Here is a 26514-nt window from a genome sequence, read left to right as displayed (position 1 = left end):
TTTTTATAATACCTCTTGCAATCGCTTGGCTATCTTGGCAACCAAATTAGATAAATGTGGTTCTATTAACATAGTGGTGTGATCGCCACCAACACTGGTTGTGGTTAGATTTCCTGATGTGGCTTGATCCCAATCCAGATATTCGTTACAGAACTTTGACTGTTCAACTTTTTGTTCAGCAACATAAACGTCAATGTCAAAATCGGAGGGGGTTGCTTGATATTTGCCGTACATCCAATACATGTCACAGAAGAACTGCATGTAGGGAATAAAGGCTGTTCGTTCTACTCCTTCGATTTGAACACCTAAATTCACTAACTCCTGTTGGAGTATAGTCATGCCTTCGGTTTCAGTTAATTGGTCAAGTTGTTTCCAGTCAAAATCTAGATGTAGATCCAGATAACCCTGGAATGCACGTCGAATTGGGAAATACCAAGGTTTCCCTGAGTCGTCTTTGCTCCAAGAGTTATATGGGTTGTCGAGTTGACTGATGTGCGCAACTGTTTTACCCATGGCCTTGAGCTGTTGTGCTACTTCATAAGCGATAGTACCGCCCATCGAAAAGCCCATAAGATTGTATGGACCTTCAGGTTGAATACTTGTAATTAGATTAACATAAAATTGACACATTTGATACATGTCAGTCTTTCTCAGTCCTAAATGGACCTGAGGGGGTTGAAACCCGTAGAATGCAGCTATGTCGTTGCAGCCATCAGCTATCTGGCGGTACACAAAAGCTGTTCCTGCACCAGCGTGAAAACAAAATACCTTGTGTAGGGACCGGGACTCATTGAGTTTAATGACACAGTTACCAACTTTTTTAACAAGTGTGTCAAATTGTTCGTCAGAGCATAATTGATTTGTCTCTAGTTTAACTTGGTCATCAATACGCGCTGCTAATTGTCTTAGGGTTGGATTTTCAAACACGGTAGTGATACTCAGCTGTGTACCGTAACTGCGACGTATTTCTGCCAGCAGGCGCATTACCATGAGCGAGTGTGCGCCGAGGTCAAAGTAGTTATCGTTGCGACCCACTCGTTGGCCAAGTTGACCCGACCAAATCTTCGCTAGCTCTTGTTCTGTATCTGTTTTGGGCTCAATGTGGGGAGCGGTATCACTTGTAGTACTCTCCATTGCTCTAAGCTGGACTCTATCGACCTTACCATTAGTGGTTAATGGAATAGCATCCAATATATGAAACACTGTGGGTTGCATAAAGGAAGGTAACTTGGTTTTTAGATGTTGACGTAAAGCAGTAAGTAATTGCTCATTTTCCCAAGTACCTTCTGGAACTAGCCAACACCCAAGGCTATCATCACCAGCTATATCGGTAACTTTTAGCACCACAGCCGCAGCGACACCTTGATGACTGAGCAAATGGTGCTCCACTTCCTCAAGCTCAATGCGATATCCTCGAATTTTGACTTGCTCGTCTATCCGGCCTAAATATTCCAGATCACCATCGGGCAATATTCTTGCCAAATCACCACTGCGGTAAAACCGGCCTTGTGGACCTTGTTGTAGTTCAACAAAGCGTTCTGCTGTGACATTATCCATGTTCACATAACCGCGAGTAACGCCAGTACCACCGATGTACAACTCACCTGCAGCACCAGGTGCAATTGGATTTTTGTCACTGTCCAATAGCAATATTTGCATCCCATCAATAGGTTGACCGATTGGGACTGCGCCATTTCGGCTTAGGACATCGCTTGGAGTGACTGCATAGGTGGTACAGCCGACGGTAGTTTCTGTCGGTCCATACTCGTTGATGAAAGTACTATTTGGCAGATAATGGCGCCAAGGTTGCAGTATATCCCAAGTCAACTGCTCTCCGCCAAGAACAAAATGATGAGCGCGTATCTGATCTGGCTGTAGTTCACGTGTTAAACGTAAGCCAATTAGATGTGCTGGAGTTAATTTAATTAACCAATCATGATCACCGAATAGCACATCAAGCATTTTGGGAAACATTTGCTCTGGATTAGTTGGTAGTAGAGCGACTTGTTTGCCAAACGCTAGAGGGACGAGCAAGCTAGTAACGGTAGCATCGAAGATCAATGGAGTGGCAACTAGCGCTCCACATACATTGGTTTGTTCGTAGTATTGACGACAGTGGTTGACGTAGTGGTCCAGTTGATTGCGTTCAACCATTACTCCCTTCGGCTCGCCGGTAGAACCTGATGTATAGATGATATACGCAAGTTGATCACCAGGTACCGCTAGGTTGGGAGTATCACTGCTATAATGGTTATATTCAGGGTGCTCTCCAGCACAACCCTCAACATCAATGAGATCCATACCTGTCATCGGAATAATGTCGAAAAACTTTTGCGTTGATAATATCCACTCTAGACCTGCTGAATGGCACAGTTTAGTTAACCGGTCTTTGGACTGCTGATGGTCTAGTGGTACATAAGCACCACCGGCTTTAAGAATGGCTAGTAAACTGACGACCATATCCAGTGAAGGCTCAAGACAAATACCAGCTAGATCGCCGACGTCAAAGCCCATGTCTATTAGAGCCTGTGCCATCTGGTTAGAACGATCATCAAGTACTTGATAGCTTATAGTATCTTGCCCATAGCTTACCGCTGTGGCGTTAGGACTGAACTGGGCTGCAGTAGCAAATCTGGTCAAGAAAGGCTCAGACATCATTGCCGGTTTTCCTTGGATAAGTGATTCAGTGAACGCTTCTTCCAAGTTGCACTGTTCCACAGCCAGTAGTTGTGTCATAGCTCGATTGCAATCAACTGTTAGTAAGTTATCGAGCAATGTAATGAAGCCACTGACCATATCTCGCATATGTTTATCATGAAACAGCGTGGTATCATAAACCCAATGCACTACAGCACCGTTCTGTGAAAACTGAACATTTACTTCAAGGTCATGCTTTATTTCATTCGTGTTAAGACTGACTGGGCTAATATCTAGGTTCGGCAATGTCAAACTGGTACGCTCGGTTATATCAAAGTTGAGTAGTATCTGAAATAGTGGTGTGAAAGCGCGACTGCGGGGGGCATTAAGGGCTTCAACTAGCTTTTCGAATGGAATACCACTATTTGCCTGAGCGTCCATGTGTACTTGTTTAACGTGATCAAAGTAATCTTGGATAGTGTTTTGAGCGGTATTAACCCTTAACACCATAGCGTTAATGAATAGGCCAATTACTGAGCTTAACTCTTTTAGTGGGCGCTCAACGATGGGGGCGCCAATTACCACGTCATGATTGTGACTGTGAATAGAGATTAGCTTTGCCAAGACCCCATGTACTATCATAAATGGAGTCACTCCCAAGCGCTTGGCGTACGCTACGATCTTGTTGCTGGTGGTGGCAGACAATTCAAATTTGATTACTTCGCCTTTGTTAGATTTATTATCTGGACGTGGTCTATCTAGGTGTACATCATGTACTGCAGGTAAACCCGCTAGGTGCTTTTGCCAGTAATTTAACTGTGACTGATAGTCAGCGGTAGCCATTTGCTCCCGCTGCCACACAGCGAAATCGACGTATTGCATCGTCAACGAGGCAATGGGGCTGGGTTGATTAGCCAGAATCGCACTATATTCGGCCACAAATTCTCTAACGAACAAGCCCATTGACCAAGCATCGGATACGATGTGGTGTGTACAGAAAGTAATTATGCCTTGTGTTTGATTCAGCTCCTCGTTCAATTTAAGGTGGGCTACCCTTACAAGCAGATCATTAGACAGGTCGAATCGCGCCATGGCATGTTCACGTAAAGTTCGTTTGATTGCACCTTCATCAGCGGTTGATGCTAAGTGAATGTCTTGTATGAGGAACTTTTCAGTGGGTTGGATCTGTTGGAATACACTCCCATCTTGCTGAACAAACACCGTGCGCAAACTGGCATGCCTTGCAATAATGTGGCTAATAGCTTGATTAGCTGCATTTAAGTCAAGGTGCCCTTGATATTTAACTGCGTAACTGATGTTATATTCTTCGCTGGAGCCTTGCATCGAGTCGATAAACCACAGACGTTGTTGAGCAAAAGAAGTTGGTAGCAGTTGACCTTCTAGCGGTTGCTTCTCTTCTGTTGGCTCAGCATCAGGTTGGGTTTGTTGTTGAGGCTCAGGCATCAAACTTTCAATATAGGAAGCTTGCATTTCCAGACTCACGTTCATAAATAGATCGCGAATACTCAATTTGACTCCAAAGAGTTTGTCTACTTCAAAGAGCATTTTGATAGCCAGCATCGAGTGGCCACCAAGGCGGAAGAAGTCGTCGTCATCATTGATTTGTTCCACATCTAGCAGGTTCATCCAAATCTGGCGCAGCTGCTCTTTTACCGACAGCTTAGTCGATTGCGAAGTGACCGGTTTTTCTGCGGAATAGTGAGTTTGGATAGTAGAAGTATCTTGTAAAGTAACCAGTTTTTGACGGTCTATTTTCCCGCCAGTGGTGTATGGCATCGCTTTAATAAATACCCACTTACTTGGTAAGGCATAATGCGGCAGGACTTCACTTAATTGACTAACCAAGCTTTCTCGAAGGCTCGATTCTTCAGTTTGCTCCTCAGGTTGAATATACGCGTGGAGTGTTTTCTCAGCACCGGTGCCCACACACACGATAGCAGCCATGGTAACGCCAGCAGCGTTGTTGACAGCTTGTTGCACTTCACCAAGTTCGATGCGAAATCCGCGAATCTTAAGTTGATCATCAGCTCTTCCAATAAATTGTAACTGACCCTGACTCATATACCGGACTATATCACCGGAGCGATACAATACTGTTTCTGGCAACCATGGACAGGAGATAAAGCTTTGGCCTGTGCGTTCTGTATCATTGAGATAACCAGCGGCAATGTTGTCACCACTGAGGTAAAGTTCACCGATAGCCCCAGGTGGCACATGATGCAAGCTTTCATTAAGTACCCATGCTTGACAGTTGTGGACAGGACTACCAATATGCGGCTGCTCACCTTCAATCATGCCGTAAGTGGCGTTAACAGTCGTTTCGGTCGGACCATAGGCATTGATACCTTTTCTGTTGAACTCTACAAGGTAATCTCGCATTGTGTGCCATAGGTCATGGCTAACTACATCACCGCTAACAATCAGGTGTTTAGGTAATTTGGTTTGTCGTAAAATTGGTACTGTTAGTTCCATCATTAATGGTGGCACGTTGAGCACTTCGACATCAAAGTTGCGCAGCAACGAGACTAGCTCTCGAGGATCCTGTGCCTGTGTTTCAGTGGCCAAAACCAAATGATGACCACGACACAGAGCAACAATGGCTTTTAGTGAGGCATCAAAGGCGTATGAAGCATTCCATAGCCAGCCATTGTCGCTATCTAGACCCAGGCTTTGCAGCTGGGCTTCAAATACGGAATAGAAATTATCTAAATTGTAATTGTAAACAGCGACCCCTTTGGGTATTCCAGTTGAGCCTGAGGTATAGATCACATACGCAAGCTGTTTGGGATTGGATTTGGATTGAGGTTCAGCAGTTCCGACGTTTTCTAGGGCTGTTTGTATTTCTTGGCTGTCTAACGCCAAAACTTCCGTCTGACATGTTTTTAAACGGGTTAGGTGAATAGTGTGGCACAGCAGAGTATTGACCTTGCTGATTTCTATGATTGCCTGAATCTTCTTGAGTGGGCTATTTGTGTCGATAGGAATATAGGTTATACTTGCTTTAAGGCAAGCTAAAATTGCGATAACACTATCGAAACCACGTTCTAGGTGCAGGGCTACTTGGATGGTGTTTTTTAATTGTAGATAATTAGCTAAGCAGTTCACACGGCTGTTTAGTTCAGCATAGCTCATTGTGTTATTTTCAAAGTAGAGCGCGGTACAATCTCCCCCTTCCTGTAACCGTTTCTGCAGTCGTGGTAATAAAGGCTGCGAATCTGTTTTTGGACCTTGACTCCAGTCCGCCAAAAGCTGCTTTTGTTCCGCTGTGACAACATCAATGTTAGACAGTTTTTGCTGGCCATTGCGCAGTACACTTTTCAAAAGAGCATTAAAAGCAGAGGCTAAAATACTGATTGTCTGCTCGCTGAAAATATCCGTATTATAAGACCACACGAATCGCAAACTGTGGTTGCTTAAAGTTGCAACTAATACCAGATCAAATTTGGCGTCAACCACTTCACCTGAAATAGGCTCAAGCTTCAAGCCCAAAGAATTGTGTCCTTCTTCTTGGCTCTGTGTCTGATCTATAAAAGAAAAACGTAGTTGGTTCACTGGACTGTAAGCCATGCTTCGACTATGTCCCAGTTCAGATACCACCATATCGTAGGGTACTTGAGCATGACTGAAACACTTAAGTATATTCACTCGATTTTTTTGTAATAATTGGTCGAAAGTATCGTTTTGATCGAACTGGTTGCGGATCAGGATACTGTTAATAAAACACCCCATGACTGAGGATAATTGTTCTGAATCACGTAAATCAAAAGGGCTTCCTACTACTACTTCATCCGAACCACCGTACTGCGCTAATATCAAAGAATAAGCTGTTTCTAGGTAAATGTAAGGCGTCAAATGTTGGCTTCGGCAAGCATTGGTTAAGCGATTAACCCACTCAGAGTCCAGGTGAGTGACTACAGTTTTGCCACGAAAACTCTGCGTTGATGGGCGCGGGTAGTCAGTAGGGATGCTGTGCAACTCTGGAATTCTATCAAGGTAACGTTTCCAATGATCTAACTCTTTTTTCAAAGTTGCGCCTGTGAATTGCTCTCGTTGCCAGATGGCGTAGTCTAGATATTGAATTTCCGACTTATTCGCACTGGTAGTCTCTCCAAGCGCGATCTGGGCATATAGCTGCGTAAATTGTTCGGTCAATAATTTAGTGGAGCCCTCATCTCCAGCAATATGGTGTACAGTTAAAATTAGCACCCCTTCAACATTGTCCTTACACTCGTCGATTTGAATCCACGCGCCACGGATCATTACATCGTTACTGAGGTCAAAACTCGCTTGGGTTTCTTTGGTGATGAGTCCTTTAATTTCAGCTTGTTGATCATCACTATCTTGCTTGAGGCAATAATGAGTAAACTTAGGGACTACATTGTGGTGGATGCGTTGCATAGCCACTTCATCAACCCAGTGATAGGTGGTTCTCAGAATTTCGTTCTGGTTGACTAGTTGCTCAAGCGCTCGCTGTGCAATGTCTGTATCAAACTTGCCTGTGACCTTGATAGAAATAGGCATGTTATAATGCGCGCTACTTCCTTCCAATTGTTCCATAAACCAAAAGCGTTGTTGAGCAAAAGATAATGGAAAGCTTTCTGCATTACGTTCTATCTTCGCAATTTCAACGCTGTTATTGGTGTTGCTTTCCTGCTCTGATAGGAAATCGATGATCGCTTGTTTTTGGTCTTGAATTTGACCTTTAAGCTCTTCAGGAAAAGTTGGCACTGTTGCTTTAAATTTCAGCTGGCCTTCTTCAGCGTATAGGAAAATTCCAGAATCAGCTGCTTTTCTGATCAAAAGAGAAATACTCATAGGGTACCTTCGCTTAAAACTGTAATGTTTTTTTCTTTTTCTTTGAGATAATTTTGTGTTTGTAAACTGTCGAGATGCTTGGCCAGTTGCTGGATAGTTGACATTTCGAATGCTTTGCGTGGCTCGATAGTCAAATTCAGACGGGCTTGAATATGCTGCTTCATTCGTATGAGATGTAATGAATGACCACCTAGAGCGAAAAAATTGCCTTGAACGCTTAGATTTTCAGCTGGTAGCCCAAGTAGCTCGGCCCAAATTTCTACAAGAACAATTTCAGTCTCTGTCTTTGGTGCAATATAGCTATTATCCAAACCAAGTAGGTTTGGCTGGGGCAAACGCTGCTTGTCTATTTTGCCGTTAGGTGTCAACGGCCATTCGCCAATCACTACAAACAATCCCGGGATCATGTAGTCTGGTAGTTGCGATGCAACATTCGCTTTGAGCTGTTGGATAAATGTATCTTGCTTTAGCTCAGACAGAGTTTGTTCCGGTTGTATATAAGCAATTAACTGAGTTGTTTCTGCGATAGTTGAAGCTTGTACTAAGGCACTATCGACTTGAGGTAGCTGATTAAGCTGGTGTTCGATCTCTCCTAGTTCAATACGGAATCCACGTACTTTGACCTGTTCATCTGATCTTCCTGCGAACATTAGGTTGTCATCTTGTTGATAACGCGCTAAATCGCCAGTGCGATACAGCCTCTTTGGACTATTCTGGTCACTGCTGTTGTACCAAGGATTAGCGATAAACCGTTGGGCAGTCATTTTAGGGTTGTTTAAATAACCACGGGCCAAACCTGCACCACCAATATACAGCTCACCTGTAACACCGTCAGGTAAAAGCTCTCCGTTATCTCCTAATATCAGTAACTGAGTATTAAGAATTGGGCGACCAATACTGACCTCGGGTGCTTGAATATGAGGTAGATCCGCTTGACTAAATATCGCATAGCTACAGCCCACGGTAGCTTCTGTTGGACCATATTCGTTGATGAACAGGCTATTGGGCATTAACTCGGCCATTCTGCGCGCCAAGTCTTGTGGGAAAGCTTCACCACCGACTACCAGAACATGCTTCGCTAAGATAGGTGTTTGTATATCTAATGCCTGTAAATGAGCTGGAGTTAGTTTGAACATTGCGGCCTCATCCGATTGTAGGGCGCTAAGGAGAAGCTCAAACTGATTATTTGTTTCCGGCACAATGTCAAGAGGAACCCCACGTGCCCAAGCACCAAATAGAGGTGTGACAGTGGCGTCAAAGTTAAGCGATGTTGACATTACTGTGCGCCGAATTTCGCTGTGTGGATAGTGTTGCACATTAGTTAAATAATTGACCACACTTTGATGTTCTAACATCACTCCTTTGGGTTTACCTGTCGAACCAGATGTGTAAATCACATAGGCGAGATTGTTTGATGTTAAGCCAATCTCTTCGACACATGGGTTGTCAGTTCGGCATTTAGACCAAGGGTGGGTGACGTTATCGTCTAGCAGATTATTTAGCATTAATAGGGCGCCATTATAACCAACATCTTCACTTTGTAAGTTTTCACATAAGTGCGTTAAGGTTAACGTCAGCGTTAAATCGGCATCTTTAATAATGTGGCTTAGGCGCCCACGAGGATAGCTAGGGTCTAGTGGTACATAGGCGCCACCAGCCTTAAGAATGGATAAAATGCCGATTACCATTTCTATACTGCGCTCGACACATAACCCGACAAGAGTATCTGGGCCAATTTGGTAGTTTGACATTAGATAATGAGCGAGCTGATTAGCCTTTTCATTGATGGTTTTATAATCAATTCGACGATTGTTACAGACTACCGCCGTTTTTTCTGGTGCCAGTAGCGCTTGTTGTTCAAGGTATTGATGGATACATTGCTCAGTAGGATACTCGGCAATCGTTGCGTTGCGTTCAATCAATAAGTGCTGCTGCTCATCTTCAGACAGCATTGTTAAATCACTAAGTGGCCGATCTGTTTGGTCCTCAGCAACCAACTGAGTCAACAACCTTTCAAAGTCGCTCTGGAGACGTTGAATATACGATTTGCTGAATAGATTGGTATCATAAGTCCAGCGCAGTATCATGCCTTGGTCGGTGAAGTTTAAGTTTAAATCCAGATCAAATTTAGCTGCAGTCAGTTCATTACTAAACGGACTAACTTTGATGTCAGCTAGAGTTGTGGCTGGGTTATGACCATATTGATTCACATCGTAACCGGTATTGGTAGTCAGCATGATTTGAAATAGTGGTGTATGTGCATCGGTTCTTGGAATGTTCAAGTTATCAACCAGCAGTTCAAACGGAACATCTTGATTTGATTGGGCATCTAGGTGCTGTTGTCTAACATGGCTTAAATATGCACCTAACGAATGCTGCTTAGTACTTGTGCGTATTACCAAAGTATTGACAAAAAAGCCTATCAAAGCGTTAAGCTCTGGTTGCAAGCGATTAGCTACCGGAGTGCCAATGACAATGTCTTGACAGTTAGAATGACGCGAAAACAATAGCGATAGCATTCCGTGCATTAGCATAAACGGGGACAGCTGGTGCTTTTTAGCAGTTTTATGTAGCTGGTCAGAAAGCTCAGTATTTAAGTGAGCTGTCCAGCTGGCGCCTGCCGACAGTTTTGTCTTTGGCCTTGAAAAGCTAAGAGGTAAAGAATGTACCACAGGTAAATCTACTAATTGCTGTTGCCAATAGGCTAGCTGAGAGTTGAGTAAATCACCTTCAAGATGCTCTCTTTGCCAATAAGCAAAATCGGCGTATTGCACGGTTAGCTCTGGTAGAGGGGAGCTCATATTGTGATTGTAGGCGTCGTATAAAGCAAAAAACTCACTTTTTATAACTTCTAATGACCACCCATCGGAGGCAATGTGGTGCATGTTGATCACCAGCACTCCATGGTTTGACGACTTTTTGAAGTAAACAACTCTGAGCATTAAATCGTTTTGGAGGTCAAAAGAACGCATGCTTTCTTGCGCAATTTTTTGTTTTACCTCGCTTTCTAGCGCTGAACCTTCAAGGTGGCTGAAATCTTGGGTTTCCAAGGCAAAAGGAGCTGCTTTTGTAGGGCGTATGTACTGACTTGTTTCGCCATTTTCATCTCTAAAAACAGTACGTAGCACTTCGTGACGTGCCACGATGGTTGCAAATGCCTGCTCGGCCAAATCCAGTCGAAAGGGGCCTTCTAGCTGGAAAACTAAGGGCATATTGTATTCTGGTGAACTACCTTTTAAGTTATCGATAAGCCATAGACGATATTGAGCGAATGACAGTGGCAATGGACGCTGACGATCCTCAAGTACAGTTATCTTACGCAGAGCTTCAACACCTTTATCGAGCTCGCAGGCCAAGTGACGAATAGTTGGATTGGTTAAGATCGTTGCAACGCTGAGTTCGGCATCGTAGCGTAGTTTGACCATAGATATAAGGCGAACCAATAGTAATGAGTGGCCGCCTAGACTGAAGAAATTGTCGGTTACACTAATACTTTGCGCATCTAAGGACAGCGTTTCAGCCCACAATTCAACCAGTTCGTGTTCCAGTTTGCTAATTGGTGCCTCATACTTGTTTTGATTGAAAGCGATGGTATCTGGGGCTGGAAGTTGGTTTTTGTCTATCTTGCCATTTGGCGTTAAAGGCCATTGCTCTATAGAAATAAACAGCGACGGCCGCATGTAGGAGGGTAAGTTTTGTGCGACCCTTGCTTGTAGCAGCTGCAGTAAAGCTGTATCAACTTCACGATGTTGATAGAAACGCAGGTAAGCAACCAGTTGTTTACTATCAGCAATGTCGCGAACTACCACAACAGCAGATTCAACGTCAGATAAAGTTTGTAGTTGATAACCGATTTCACCAAGTTCAATACGGAAGCCATTAATTTTCACTTGGTCATCGCTACGGCCAATGAATTTCAAGCGTCCTTCTGAGTCGCTCAAGACGAGATCACCTGTGCGATAGATACGTTGGCTGTGCTTATTGTCATCAGTGTTATAAAACGGATTATGAACAAACCGCTCACCAGTCAAAGCCTCGCGATTAAGGTACCCTCGAACCAACCCGTCACCACCTATGTACAACTCGCCAGGGACATTATTGGGTACTGGGTTGAGGTACTGGTCAAGAATATATAGTTGTGTATTGGCAATCGGGCGACCTAAAGTAATGCAGGTCGGATCTACTTTGTCCATACTTGACCAGACTGTGGCCTCTGTTGGACCGTACATGTTGTACAATACACCTTGTGGTACATTGGTTATCAAAGCATCTGCAAGCTCGCGAGAAAGAGCTTCACCACCACATAGCATGGTTAAAGGGCGGTGCCACTGCCAGCCTGTCTCAAGCAGCATGCGCCATGTTGCAGGTGTCGCTTGCATTAGGTTGATTTTATGTTTTTCAAGCACTTGACCCAGCATTTTCGGATCAGCAGCTTGTACCTCGTCAACTAATACTAATTTACAACCGTTAATAAGTGGTAAGTAAAGCTCTAATACGTGAATGTCGAAGTTAATTGATGTAAGGAAAACTACGACATCGTCAGGACTACACTGCAAGCTATCAGCCATGCTTTGCAGAAAGTTTTGTATTGAACGATGCTCGACAACTACACCCTTAGGTTGGCCTGTGGAACCCGAGGTGTAAATAACATACGCTAGTTGATTGGGATTGCTATTTGTCGTAGATAAACGGGTGCTGCTATAGTTTTCTAACCAAAGCAAGTCGTTGTTGCTAAGGTCGTCCAGATACACCAGCTGGGGCGATTGTTCAGCAACTATTTGCTTGAGAGATTGCGTGGTTAGAATAGTTTTGACGCCGCTATCATCTACCATAAACGACAAACGATCTTTGGGGTAATTGGGATCTAAAGGTACATATGCACCGTCAGCTTTGAGAATGGCTAGTATAGCAATTACCATCTCTACACTGCGTTCAGTGTAGACACCAACCAAGACATCAGGGCCAACCCCATGTTCTGCTTTTAGGTATCTCGCCAAGCGATTGCTCATCGCATCAAGTTGAGCATACGTAAACGACTGAGCACCAAATTCTAAAGCCGTGTTTTGCGCGTACTTAGTAGCAGCTTCTGAAAAACTATGATGTAAGCATTTGTCGATCGGGTAATGTTCGCCGCTACGCTGATATGTATTGAGTAAACGATTTTTTTCAACCTCATCCAATAGCGAGATTGAAGCTAACTCAAGGCCTTCCAACTGCTGTGAGGGTAAATTGCATAAGTTAGCGAATTGACTTAAAACGTTACATAAGTGGCTGTTTAATGACTTGATATAAGCTGCGTCAAATAAAGCCACATCATAAACCCAAAGAATGCGCACACCTTCATCATTGGTCCGAATTTCCACACTAATATCGAACTTAGCGTTCTCAGTCTCTGATTTCAGTGGTTCGAATGACACACCAGGTATAACTTCTTGGCTAGGTTCTGAATCAGGGTTAATACCAAAATCATTATTTGTTGTTAATAACACCTGAAAAAGGGGACTATACGACGTTGAACGAGGGACTTGTAACTCTTCCACTAACTGTTCGAAAGGCACGTCTTGATTAAGCTGAGCATCAAGGTGAGTTTGCTTAATGTGGGCTAAATATGCTCCCACTGAATCAAAATCTACTCGAGCACGTAATACTAAGGTGTTCATGAAACAGCCTATGAGCTTTTCGAGTTCAGCTTGATTGCGGTTGGCTACGGGTGTACCAATGACAAATTCGTTTTCACCAGCGTGACGAGCCATCACCAATGATAATGCAGCATGTAGCATCATAAATGGTGTCATTCCCAGTTGACGAGCAGAACGCAGTAGTCCTTTTGCTGCGGCCGCTGATAATTGACCAATTTGTTTGCTTCCAGAAAAGCTTTTCACATCTGGACGGGGTTTACTTAGCGGTAATTGGTAAATTGCTGGCAATCCTGCTAATTGCTTACGCCAGTAGCTAAGTTGTTCCTGTAGCTCATCAGAGACCAACTTATCATTTTGCCATATAGCAAAATCGGCATATTGCAGAGTAAGAGGTGGTATCGCTGGACCTTTCTGTGCGAGTTCACGGTAAAGTGTTAAAAATTCGTTTAGTAACACCTGAATTGACCAGCCATCTGAAGCGATATGGGGCATGTTAATTAAAAGTGCGTGGCGTTCGTTTTCAGTCAACGTCACAACAGTGGCCCGAAGCATAATGTCGTGAGTCAGATCAAAAACCGTATTAACGTCATCAGCAATTATCTTATCCAGTGATAGTTGCTGTTGTGGTGTATCATATTCAGACAAGTCTACTACTTCTATCTGAAAGGGCGCATCTGACAGAATCTTTTGCCATGGTTGGTTGTCATGCTGTATGTATACAGTACGTAGTATTTCATGTCGGTTGATAATAGCTGCAAATGCTTTTTGGACTAGTTGTTTATCCAGAGGTCCATTTACCAGCAACGGCATAAAGATATTGTATTCAGAGGCCCCACCTTGGAGACTATCAATAAGCCACAATCTACGCTGTGAAAACGACAGCGGGATCAAGCCATTTTCATGACGAGACGCCGCGGTGATATGTCTATCGATTGTATGATGTGAAGACGTTTTTAAATAGCCTACCAGCGCAGCTTTATTACTTTTAATCAGGTCTATAATGTCCTTTGTCAAAGCGCCTTTAGGCGCTTTGACTGACAGTTCACCATCTTTGCAAGTTAAGAGGATATGCTTGTTTAACAACGTATCCATCAGTTGCACAACATTACTCACAAGGAAACCTCCTCTATACCATCATCATCCAAGTCATTGAGCTGTTCAGCAATGCTTTGCTGTTTGCGGTTGATATCAAGCAATTTGCATAAGCGGCGGATTGTGGGATGTTCATATACTTGGCGTAATTCGAGTTTTGCCCCGATTTGTTGCTCGATCTTGGCTGTCATACGAATAACCAATAGCGAATTACCACCCAGCTCCATGAAGTTGTTATTGACGCCGATAGTGCTTAAATCGAGCTTGAGAAGCTGTGCCCATATTTCAGTTATCTGCTTTTCAAGAACTGTCTCAGGCGCTTCATAGGGGGTTAGCAACGAAGTGACATCTGGTTTAGGTAGTGATTTTTTATCCACTTTTCCGTTGGCTGTTAATGGCCACTTTTCAATTAGTAGGACAAACTGTGGGATCATGTACGCTGGTAAATTGGCAGAAAGCTGTTCGCGAACATGCTCCGTAATGTTGCTTTCATCAAAGTTGCTGTGTTTGTTCAGCTGTAAATACGCCACTAGAGAAGTCATGCCTGACTCTAGTTTATTGACAGTTACCAAGCACGTGTATACGTCGTCTAAAGCGCTTAGCTGTTGCTCAATTTCGCCAGTTTCAATACGGAAACCGTTAATTTTGACTTGATCATCGACTCGGCCCATAAACTCAATATTGCCATCAGTCATGTAACGACCCATATCGCCCGTACGGTACAGACGTTGTCCCAGTCCCTTATGGTAGATATACCGATAGGCCGATAACTCAGGGTCACCGTAGTATTCTCGTGCGACACCGACACCGCCGATAAACAGTTCACCAACCACACCAGGCGGTACTTGTTGCAAATTGTCATTCAGAATATGGAAGCTTTGGTTAGCCAAAGGCTTACCATAAGGCACGGATTTCCATCCGCTAGTGTCTTGAGTGATTCGATAGAAAATGGACCAAATCGAACCTTCGGTAGCACCACCCATACTAATTGCATTGGCACCTTTAAAAGTATTCCAAATTCGTCTAGGTAGCGCAGGATCAATCCAATCACCACTCATCATTACATTTCGAATAGGGGCTGTACTGGAGCGACCAAGGAAGTCAAATTGTTCAACCAGTAGCTCTACAGAAGCTGGTACAGTATCCCAAAGAGTGACCTGATGTTGTTCGATTAATTGGGCCCAATGAGTTGGGTCCATCGCTTTTTCGTGACTAGGAAAAACAATGCAGCCACCGCAAGCGAGTAAGCCGAATAAGTCATACACCGATAGATCAAAACTGAGTGCAGAAACGGCAAGTATTCTATCGTTAGCTGTGACCTCATACTTATTATTGATATCGAGTAACGTGTTAACTGCGGAACGGTGTTCGATAGCAACACCTTTTGGTTCACCGGTTGAACCTGACGTAAAGATGATGTACGCCAAATCGCTGGGCTTCTGCACACTGGTGAAGGCGACAGCGGTAGCTTGTGGCTCGCTACACTGGAGTGATTGCTCGGAAATATTGATATGAGCGATACCTTCAGGAACATCCTTGCTATCAATGACTAATGCTAAGCGGCAGCCAGACTTGCGAATAACTTTTGTACAGCGCTCTTGTGGCCAAGAGGTCTCTAGCGGTAAATAAGCCCCTCCAGCCATCATGATGGCAGTAGTGGCAACCAACTGCCAGCGGCCTTTCGGGATCCGCACTATCACAGGTTCCTGTAGCTGAATATGTTCACTTAACAGTCGTTGGTGCAGCGCTGAGACTAACGCAAATAGCTCAATGTAAGAGAGCTTGCCTTCATCATCGATGAGCGCGATGGCGTCAGGGGTCCGCAAAACTTGTTTGATAAACAAATCATGCATGCACTGTTCGTAGTCAAGAGGCTCATAGGTATTATTGACCGCCTCAAGGAATGTCAACTGCTTTGACGTAAGAATTGGAAGCTCACAGACAGATTCTTTGCTACGGCTGGGAAGTTGCGTCAGTATCTGTTCAAAATGACTCGCCACACCAGACATGATGGCCATGTCATAAAGACCATTTGTTACTTGCAGTTCAATACTGAGTTGTTCACCGGCCTTGATAATGACGGTCACGCCATAGTGGGTACCTTCATGGCTTTCTATTCCATTTACTTGAAGACCTGAAGTGTTATTGCTATTCGCAGCTTCGTCGACAGGATAGTTCTCAAATACCAGCAGAGATTCAAATAAATCTGGAAAGTCAGAGCTGGCGATAATCTCCTGTAGAGGCAGGTAACTGAATTCATCGGCATATGCTTGTTGATGCTGCATTTTCGCCATCCAGTCGTGCCAGCTAGCCTTTGGATCGATGTCACTAACTACCGGGATGGTGTTGATGAACAGCCCCACCATATTTTCCACTTGGTCAAGAGCTGCAGGGCGGCCCGATACCACTGTACCAAACACAACTTTGCCAGATGCTGTGTAAAGAGACAGTAAATAGGCCCAAGCACATTGAAACAATACGTTCATGGTGCAACCGTTTTGGCGGCATAATTCCGTTAGCTGTGTGCTGAGCTCTCTGTCAAGAGCAAATTGGTAGTTGGTTTTACCTTGCTCATCAGAAGCCATTGCAGGAAAACGAGAAATAGATTCTAGTGGAGAAAGAGTCTTACGCCAGTAATCTCGAGCTGCTTGTTGATCTTGGTGAGATAGCCAGTTTACATAGTGACTGAATCCTACTGAGCTGGGCAGTTCGACACAGTTCATTTCGCGATTGGATTTGTAAAGTACCAATAATTCCCGAATTAGTATGGCACTTGACCAGCCATCCCAAAGTACGTGATGGTAAGACCAAAGTAGTTTATGGCTGTGCTCAGAGACCTTATACAAGCGTAGGCGCATAACAGGTGACTCTGCATCTATGTCATGTCCATCTTTGTCGTTGTGTCTATCAGTCTCAATTTTATGTTGTTGCATTGTGGCATCTAGCTCAGTCAGATCAGTTTGATGCCAGTCCAATTTTGCCGGAACAATTAGTTGGTGGTAACCAGCTTCGAGTAATACCAGACGTGAACGCAATACTTCATGACGTTCTACTAACTGTAGCCAGGACTTGTGCAAAGCGTCAGAATCTAACCCTTCAAACTCTATTAATACCTGATTGACATAGCTGCCGGGGCTGAGCGCATTCTGATACAGAAGACCGGACTGTAAGCCTGTCGCTGGATAAAGATTCTCAATCGTCTGACTGGCCCCTAATTTGTCAAGTTCCGGTTGTGTAACCGATGCTAAGGGGAAGTCGCTTGGTGTTAGGTGCTGGGCTGATTTGCACTCTGCGAGGCTGTTGATAACATCAGCTAAAGCTTGATGAATATTGTCGGATAAGATCTCCAGAGATACTTTCGATACTCGAGCTGCATCAAATGCAATATCAAAACGGAGTTGTCCTTGGATCACCAAGGCATTGATCATGATTGCTTCTTCTGGCACAAACTCCGCACCGATAGCTGAACCCGTGGGTTCGGCGGAAAATTCGAACAACTCCTGATCTTGACTGAGCTGGTCAAACTGGCCTAGATAGTTAAATAATATGTCTCCGGAGAAATGCTCCAATTCGGCTTCTGCGAGTAACTCTGCCAGAACCCCGAAACCTATTCCATCCCAAGGTACTTGACGCAGTTGTTCTTTTATTGATTTAAGTAAATCGACAGTGTTGCGTTCCTTTGCCTGTAGCCTTATAGGATACTTGGCAGTAAACCAGCCTACAGATTGACTGAGGTCTAAATTAGCGTCACCTACATTACGACCATGAGATTCTAAAGTTAGGCTAAGTTCATCGAGGTTAGCTGATTGCTGGAATGCAAGTACTAAGGCACTAATTAATACCTCTTGCACCTGCATACGAAGTGGCTTTCCAACATTATCTAATAGTGTATTGGTGAGAGACTCAGGCCAATGCACGCTATGATTTCGCCATTCCGCTTGGCGGTTTATACCGTCTCTAGGTTGAATAGAGTCAGTAACTTGCTGCTGCTGCCAGAAAGCGACTTGCTCATCTAGATCTTGGTTATTTGCAGCTTCTACAAGATGGTGATACCAATCACGCAAGTTGTTGGTTTTATTACCAAGAGATAGAGATTGACCGGCACTATCTTGCTTATATAACGAAGCGAGATCTTCAAGTAAAATTCGCCATGACACACCATCAACTAATAAATGATGAATCACCCAAAACAATCGAGCTTGTGTAGCATCCTTTATCAGTACAAGCTTCATCAGAGGACCATTGTGGATATCTAAACGAGTCTGAACACTACTACAAGTCCGTTCTATGGTAGTGGTATCCAGATGAGCTACATTGACTTCATCAAGACAGTCGTCAAAGTTGAAATCGTCAGCAAAGAAACCATGGTTAGTATTGCTAAAGCGCACCCGCAGTATGTCATGACGTTCGATGATTTTGTTAAGCATGAGACGCACTTGCGATAAGCTTAAGGTATAAGGAACTTTAAGTAATACAGACTGGTTATAATGGTTAAGTGCAGCACCTTGCTCAATAAACCGTTTTTGTATTGGCAAAAGTGGCAACTCGCCACTTAGCGCTGCTTGATCAACAGTGTTTAGCGTATCATTGCTAGCTTGCTTAGCTAGCTCGGCAATTGTTGGTTTTTCATATAATTGTCTGGTTGTGAAGTGTACGCCACGCTTGGCGCATCGGGCTGCAGCTTGAATAGCGAGAATAGAATCGCCGCGGATCGCAAAGAAATTGTCATGAATGCCAACTTGCTCAAGTCCCAATAAATTCTGCCATACTTCGCACAGTACCTTTTCGGTAGGGGTCCTTGGGGCGATATATTTAAGTGTGTCTTCGGCGCTACTTTCTATGGCAGGAAGTGCGCTACGATTCACTTTACCACTTGGGCTCAAAGGTAACTGGGCTAGGAACATGTAAAACGAAGGTTGCATGTAGTTAGGTAGTAATTCAGCTACGCTTTGTTGAAGTTGTTCGCTGGTTCCTTCACCGACGACATAGGCTACCAGGTGCTGAGTGGATTGGTGCTCTTGTAATACTACACACGCATCAGTAATCCCAGGTTGCTGACACAGCACATTGGCTATTTCTGCTGGTTCGATACGGTAGCCTCGTAGTTTGACTTGCTCGTCAATTCGCCCTAGAAACTGTAGTTGGCCTTGTTCGTTCCAGCGGACCTTGTCACCTGTTAGATAGACCTTTGTCGCAACACCATCAAAATCGACAAACTTAGCCTGCGTCAGTTCCGGGTTGTTGTAATAGCCTTTAGCAACCCCGGCACCGGCGATGCATAGTTCACCAACACACCCTTGTGGTAAAAGTTGTTGTTTCTCATCTACCACAAAAAGTTGGTGATTATCCATCGGTGTTCCGATGGGGATGTATTCTACGCATTGGTCAATACCGGTTGTTACATCAAATATTGAACAGCCAACGACCGCCTCGCTGGGGCCATAATGATTGTATATTTGACTATTAGGGAAGCGAGCTTGTAGACGCTTGGCTAATGCTACATCAAAGCTTTCTCCTCCAATGACAAAGACAAAGGGTTGCTGTCCGTCATACTCTTCGCTAAGCAATTCCAGTAAGGCTTTAACATGGCCCGGGGTCATTCTCAGCAACATCGCTTCACTTTCTGGCAGTTTGGTTGCTAATGTTTCAAGCGTCTGCTCTGAAGGGAGGAAGTGCACCGTATGGCCTTTCATTAAAGGAACAAACAGAGCGGGTACCGTAATATCAAAGCTATGAGAGGTCACTACGATGCTGCCCTTAGGTGCATCACAATAGTAGTTGTCTCTGGCGAAGACACAGTAATCAAGCAATCCACCATGACTTACTTCTGTGCCTTTAGGTCGGCCAGTGGTGCCAGATGTATATATTAAATAAGCGCTGTCGTTACGCTGTAGCTCGAGGCTAGACGTTGTCCCCGCATACTCGCTCAACCAGTCTTGATGTTGCCAGTCGTCAAGCAGTACAAGATCGACGCCCGCAAACGGCGCACCACAGAGAAGTTGGTTGTGGGAAAGCAAAATCTCTATGTCGGCATCTTCAACAATGTATTCAATGCGCTTTCTACCGCCAACAGTGTCGAGTGGGGTGTATACAGCACCTACTCGTAGCACAGCTAGAATGGCAACCATGAGTAACGACGAACGTTCGAGGTAAATAGCAACTGGTTCACCTCGTTCAACACCTAAATCTAGTAAGTGATTGGCTAGACGAGCAACCTTTTCTTCTAGTTGGCGATAGGTAAGTGTTGTATCAGTATCCACTAATGCAATTTTATCTGCGTGATGCCCAGCAAAATCATGTAAATATTCGTTGATACTATTGCCATCAACTTCAACTGACTTACCTGAAGACAAAGTAAATAGTTGTTGTTTAAGAGCATCATTGCAAATCGGAATTTGGCTAATAGGAGTCTGTGCATTTTGAGTCACATGACGGAGAAGTTGCTCCATTGCATTGGCCATATTAGCAATGCTAGAGGGAAGAAATAGGTCTTTTTTATAGCTCCATGATAGATAAAGCGTAGATTCGACCTCATAGATGGTCAGATCTAAATCAAAACGAGTACGGTCCTCCCCAAGTATACGATTTTTAACCTTAATATCATCGTTGAGATCAATCCCTTTACTATGATCTGGCTCGTATAGAAACTTGATTTGGAAGATTGGATTATAGGAAAGATCACGGACCGGATTAATGGAATCCACTAGAAACTCGAACGGCACTTCCTGATTAGACAAAACCTCAATGGTTTCTTTACGGGCTGCATCAAGTACCTCGATGAAACTTGGATTTTCTGAGAAATCATTTCGAAATACCAATACATTGACAAAAAATCCAATAAGATTCTCTACTTCGTTATTGAAGCGACCTGCATTTGGCACACCCATAACGATATCTTTGTCAGCACTGAAACGGCTAAGCAAACTGGCGAAAGCGCTTTGTAGTAGTGTGAACATACTGACATTGTTGCTTTTTGCTAAAACACTGAGCTTATCGAATAGTTCAGGCTCTAGTTGTTGAACATGAACACCAGCCACAAAAGATTGACGTACAGGGCGAGGTTTATCTAAAACTAAAGAGTGCAGTGGTGCAGCTCCCTCAAGCTTATTGGTCCAATATTCGAGTTGATTTTGCAGCTCGCTGGTAGAAAATCGCTGGCCCTGCCATTTAGCAAAATCAGCGTATTGCACTGTTAGCTCCGGCAATTGTGCCTGGTGACCTTGGGTCACTGCTTGGTATATAGTCATGAATTCATTGATCAACAAACGCATGGATGAGCCGTCAGAGATCATGTGATGCAGGTTGAGCAAAAGTACATTATTATTTTCACTCAAGTGTAGATAATGTACTCGGATCAAAGGCTCATTGCTTAGGTCGAATTGGTAATTTGCTTCGTGCGTAATGTGCTTTTGAACTTCGGCTTGTTGCTCGTTAGCAGACAAATGGCTGAGATCAATCTGAGGCACTTTAATATTTCTTGACGCTAAAGGTTCTTGAACAGGCTCTCCCTCCAACTCGACAAAGCGCGTTCTTAATATTTCGTGCCTATTTATCAATAGATTGAAACATTGCGCGATAAAGTTAGGCTGACATTTCCCTTGTATTTCTAGTGCTCTAAGCATGTTGTAGTGGGAAACATCTTGTTCAAGATGCTCTACTATCCACAGACGCTTTTGTGAATAAGACAGGGCGAATTGTTGTTCACCGGGTTGTCGCTTTGCTGAGTCCGTCAGACTACGAGCTTTTAGAAACTCCAGAATTTCGCTTTTTCGCGTTTTTAGCTGTTCTTTCACTTCATCAGTTAAGCTACCAGGCGCGGCATTTATCTTGATTTGATTGTTATCTATCAAAGAAAAACTAATCGATCGTTCTACACACCATGCGATAAAATCTTGAGTGGTCACAGCACAAACTCCTCTGTTTGCTCGGTATCAACTGTTGTCGCTTGAGTGAGTAATTCACTTTGCTGTTGATGTTGAGCACAGTTATCAAGATAAGCCGCTAATGTTTGGATAGTCGCGTTTTCGAAGATGTCTCGGAAAGACAATTCGACATTAAATTGACTTTTGACTTCAGCCAGCATCTTAGTAAGTAGTAAGGAGTGACCTCCTAGGTCAAAGAAACTGATATTGCAGCTGATTTTATATGCTTTCATAGCGAGTAAATCACTCCATAGCTCCACTAGGGCTTTTTCTGTATCGCTGGCAGCTGCGACAAAGTTGCCTTGTTGTGCTGCAACATCAATTTTTGGCAAGGCGCGACGATTTATCTTGCCATTCAAAGTCAGCGGTAAATTCTCTAACACTAACCAAGCTGTGGGTATCATGTAAGCAGGCAATACTGTAGATAAGTGAGCTTTGACTTGGTCGACTAATGCGTTGTGATCAGTCGTCCTTTGAGTGGGTTTAATGTAAGTGGCTAAACGGGATCCAACTGACTGTTCGTCTAGCGTAACCACTGCGTTTTCGACTTCATCCATTAAGATGATCTGTGCCGCAATTTCATCTAACTCAATACGGTGACCTCTTAGCTTAACCTGAGAGTCTGTGCGACCCAAAAACTCCAATTGGCCGTTGCGGTTCCATCGTGCTTTGTCTCCGGTTTTGTATAATTTGGTTTTAGCATACGTAGAGTCGATAAACTTTTCAGCTGTTAGCGCGTCACGATTAAAGTAACCTTGGGTAACCGCATTCCCCGAAATGTGTAGCTCACCGGGCACGCCTATTGGTTGTTCATTAAGAAATGCATCAAGAATACGAACTTGATAACCAGGTAAAGGTTGCCCGATAGGCACGACTTGGCCTTCATCATGTAACGTATGAGAGCATGCCCAAACTGTAGCCTCCGTTGGTCCATACATGTTATATGCTGTTAGTGAGTCATAGCTACAGAGTTTTTCGGCCAGATGGGGTGGCATAGCCTCACCACCTATAAACACGTGCTGTAACTGGGATAGTGCTGTACCTTGAGTTAAGTGCATAGCAGCAAATGATGGGGTGCACTGCATGTGAGTGACTTGATGTTTGCTTACTAGGGTATCGACACTTTCCTGTTTACTACCATTAGCATTGCGTCCATTTACTTGTTGCATTACTTGTTTGATTTTCGGCAAACTATCGAGCACTAGGTCTATGTCCACGCCAAAATCAATCAGACAACCGATCTCATCTACACCCGCATTAACCATGTTTTTAACCAGCGTTGTACAGTGCTCTACATCACCGAATAGGGCGGCAGTTTTGGAGTAACGAGCAAATGCTGCGGTGACAATCTCATCATTCAGCATATCAGGTCCGTTATCAGTGCCTTTTCCGGAAAGATTTAAGGCGGTGATTAGGTACTGACTGAAAGGTTCATAAACAGTATCGTGTACTTCTTCAACAGAGTCGCCTACAAAGGTATGGATCATCATGGTGATCTTGCCTTCACCAGGGTGACCAGCTTTTTGCCATGCCTCACGGTAGGCTTTGATATTGTTTTCTAGTTCACCCATAGATTGTCTCAACATATGAGTGAGAATGTTTAAGCCTTTCTCGCCAGCTTTAACGAAAGCTTTGGGGTCTCCAGCGATAGTTAGCCATTGTGGTATTTTGTCTAGGATAGGGCGTGGATAGAGTTTGACCTCAGTATCTTTACCTACACCATTAGGTAAAGAGATACTTTCGCCGCGCCAAAGTTTATTAAAAACGTTAATACTGTCGTACATGACAGAGTGTCGGTTTTCGAAGTTAGTAGGTGCTAGTACAAAGTCATCAGCGTGCCAACCAGATGCGAACGCGATACCCGTTCTGCCACCGCTGAGGTTATCTATGACTGACCATTGTTCAGCTAACTGCACTGGGTTGTTTAGTGGGACAACACAGCTACCAGCACGAATATCGATATTTTTAGTGATGCTTGCAATGGCAGCACTGATCACCGTCGGAGCAGGGTAGATACCACCAAACTCATCAAAGTGGCGTTCAGGAGTCCAGACTGCGGTAAAACCGTTTTCGTCAGCGTATTTGGCTCCATCAAGCAATAACTTATATACATCGCCCTGTTTATTGCTTCCCCCCGCGGCAAAGTAAAACAGGCTGAAGTCCACACTTTTACTTGTCACAGCACTTTTTTGACTCGGATCATCAGCGTAAAGAACTACTGTGAAGCCATTAGCCAATGTACCAAATAACTCTAGTACCGAAATGTCGAAAGCAATGCCAGTAACAGCAAGCCACGTCCCCCCGCCTTTAAGCTTTTCTGACATGCCGTTGATAAAAGTAAGGATGTTCTCATGACTAACCTTGACCCCTTTGGGATTACCAGTAGAGCCTGACGTGTATATGATATATGCCAAATCTTGTGGACTAATACTAGCGAGGCCATCACTGGTTTTGGGGTATGAACCAGTTAGTACTTTTTCAACTACAGATTCAGTTAGTACGTGCTGTACGCCACTATCATCAATCATGTAATCCAGACGAGCCTGTGGATAATTGGCTTCTAATGGTACATAACAAGCTCCAGACTTAAGTATCCCAAGTAGACCAACGATAAGTAGCTCGGTACGTTGCATATTGATACCAATAGGCTGGTTGGCGGTGACGCTTTGATCACGCAGATAGTGCGCCACTTGATTCGCTTTTTGATTAAGTTCTTCGTAACTTAACCTCTCTTCGCCAGCGATTATGGCAGTTGAGTTTGGCTGCTTGGCCGCCATACTTTCAAAGCGTTCTATAATGTTCTGCTCTTTAGCCACGTCCGCTAAAGCATCTTTGTTGGACCACTGCTTCAATAGCGCATGGTCTTTTGCGGATAGGATACTGTACTCTGCCAATGTTTTTTCTGGATTGGCAACAACTTCATCTAGTAAATGTTCGAAGCAGGCAGCGAAACTAGCGATAGTCTCATGTTCGAATAAGGCTGTACTATAGTTCCAATCTAATAAAAATCCGTCGTGTTGTTCTGTAATGGCCAACTCTAGATCTGTTTTGACGGCTTTTGCTTTTGGTGTAATGTCTCTAAGCTGCAACTCTGGCAAACTCAATTCGCTACTGCCATGGCTGTGGAAGGAGAACATGATTTGGAACAGAGGTGAGTAAGCCAAATTACGAGTTGGTTGTACCCGTTCAACCACCATATCAAAAGGCACACTTTGATTTTGTAAGGCACCTAAGATGTTCTGTTTATTAGTAGCAAGATATTTGCTAAAGTTTTGCCCACTGTCTATGTTAAATCTAAGGGCTAAGGTATTAGCAAAATAACCAATTAAAGGCTCGATAGCAGAGTGTTGACGATTTGCTATCGGAGTACCAATAACTAGATCTTGCTCATTACTAAGTCTCGCCATCAGTAGAGCATACACAGAGTAACAGAACATAAATGGAGTGATTTCATACTGCTGACAGAAACTCTCCAGTGCTTGACGCTTTTCTGCGTTGATAAAGATACTAATATTGTCGCCAGTAAAACTTTGATATGTAGGACGAGGGTGGTCTGTTTGCAGACTATGTAGAGCAGGTGCTTGCGCTAAATGTTTAACCCAGAAGCCAAGTTGTTGCTCAAAGTTATCCCGGTTTGCATCTTGCCAGAAAGCATAATCAAGATATTGTAAAGATAAGTCAGTTAGTTCCGAGTGACCTTGATTAACCTCAGCGGTATATAGTTTACTCAGTTCATTAACCACGATTCCTAATGACCAGCCATCGCACGCAATATGGTGAAGCGTTAATAATAATACATGATGCTGTTGATTAATTTTTACCAGCTGGCTACGTAGCATCAAGTCAATTTGTAAATTGAATGGCTTCAGTTGCTCTTCAATCATCAGTTGTTCAAGAGCCGCACTAGGATCACCATGCTGCGAGCTGAGGTCAATCTCGTTGAGCTCGACTTCAGCTTCAGGTTTTACTACTTGAGTGGCACCACCAACCTCATAGTGGGTTCTCAGAACTTCATGGCGTTTAACAATCTCAGTCAGTGACTTGTGCAGAGCAGCTTTGTTTAACTCTCCTTTTAGCTCAAGAGCCATCGGCATATTGTAATGCACACTTCCGTCTTCTAGCTGATCGATGAACCACAGACGTTTTTGACCAAAAGATAAGGGTCCAGAGTTTTCACCAATGGTTTTAAGCGGTGTTAGGAGGCACTGGGTCTCGTGTTTTGAGAGATACTCAACAAGATCTGGTTTATATTCGCGCAATAGACCAATCAGTTCTTCTGTCGGCATTTCATCGAACAGTACTTCAATGGTACCGTCTTTGAGGTTTAAGTTGACGTTTTGCTCTGAACACATCAACATGATTTTTTCAATTACTTGACTCATTACATT

General features: G+C 43.8%; 4 protein-coding genes. All 4 read right to left on the bottom strand.

Features of this window, described 5'->3' with window-relative positions; genetic code table 11:
- Positions 1-3 precede the first annotated feature (3 nt).
- The 4 genes from NH462_RS08250 to NH462_RS08235 are packed head-to-tail and all read right to left on the bottom strand — an operon-like array spanning position 4 to position 26508.
- Positions 4-7473 (bottom strand): non-ribosomal peptide synthetase, encoded by a 7470-nt coding sequence (locus tag NH462_RS08250; RefSeq protein ID WP_253105362.1) that lies wholly within the window; start codon positions 7471-7473, stop codon positions 4-6.
- Positions 7470-14225, bottom strand: a complete 6756-nt coding sequence (locus NH462_RS08245) for a non-ribosomal peptide synthetase (protein ID WP_253105360.1) — start codon at positions 14223-14225, stop codon at positions 7470-7472. The genes NH462_RS08250 and NH462_RS08245 overlap by 4 nt, the downstream gene beginning before the upstream one ends.
- Positions 14222-22108, bottom strand: coding sequence for a non-ribosomal peptide synthetase (locus tag NH462_RS08240; protein ID WP_253105359.1), 7887 nt, complete (start codon positions 22106-22108; stop codon positions 14222-14224). The genes NH462_RS08245 and NH462_RS08240 overlap by 4 nt, the downstream gene beginning before the upstream one ends.
- Positions 22105-26508, bottom strand: a complete 4404-nt coding sequence (locus NH462_RS08235) for a MupA/Atu3671 family FMN-dependent luciferase-like monooxygenase (RefSeq protein WP_253105357.1) — start codon at positions 26506-26508, stop codon at positions 22105-22107. The genes NH462_RS08240 and NH462_RS08235 overlap by 4 nt, the downstream gene beginning before the upstream one ends.
- Positions 26509-26514 lie beyond the last annotated feature (6 nt).

The sequence above is a fragment of the Pseudoalteromonas sp. OANN1 genome, assembly GCF_024124685.1.
GTDB lineage: Bacteria > Pseudomonadota > Gammaproteobacteria > Enterobacterales > Alteromonadaceae > Pseudoalteromonas > Pseudoalteromonas piscicida.
Note: the sequence above shows the minus strand (reverse complement) of the source record. Positions and strands in the feature narration are given on the sequence as shown.

Coding starts and splice junctions, on each gene's coding strand:
- NH462_RS08250 (WP_253105362.1), bottom strand. CDS start 7,473: ATGAGTATTTCTCTTTTGATCAGAAAAGCAGCTGATTCTGGAATTTTC.
- NH462_RS08235 (WP_253105357.1), bottom strand. CDS start 26,508: ATGAGTCAAGTAATTGAAAAAATCATGTTGATGTGTTCAGAGCAAAAC.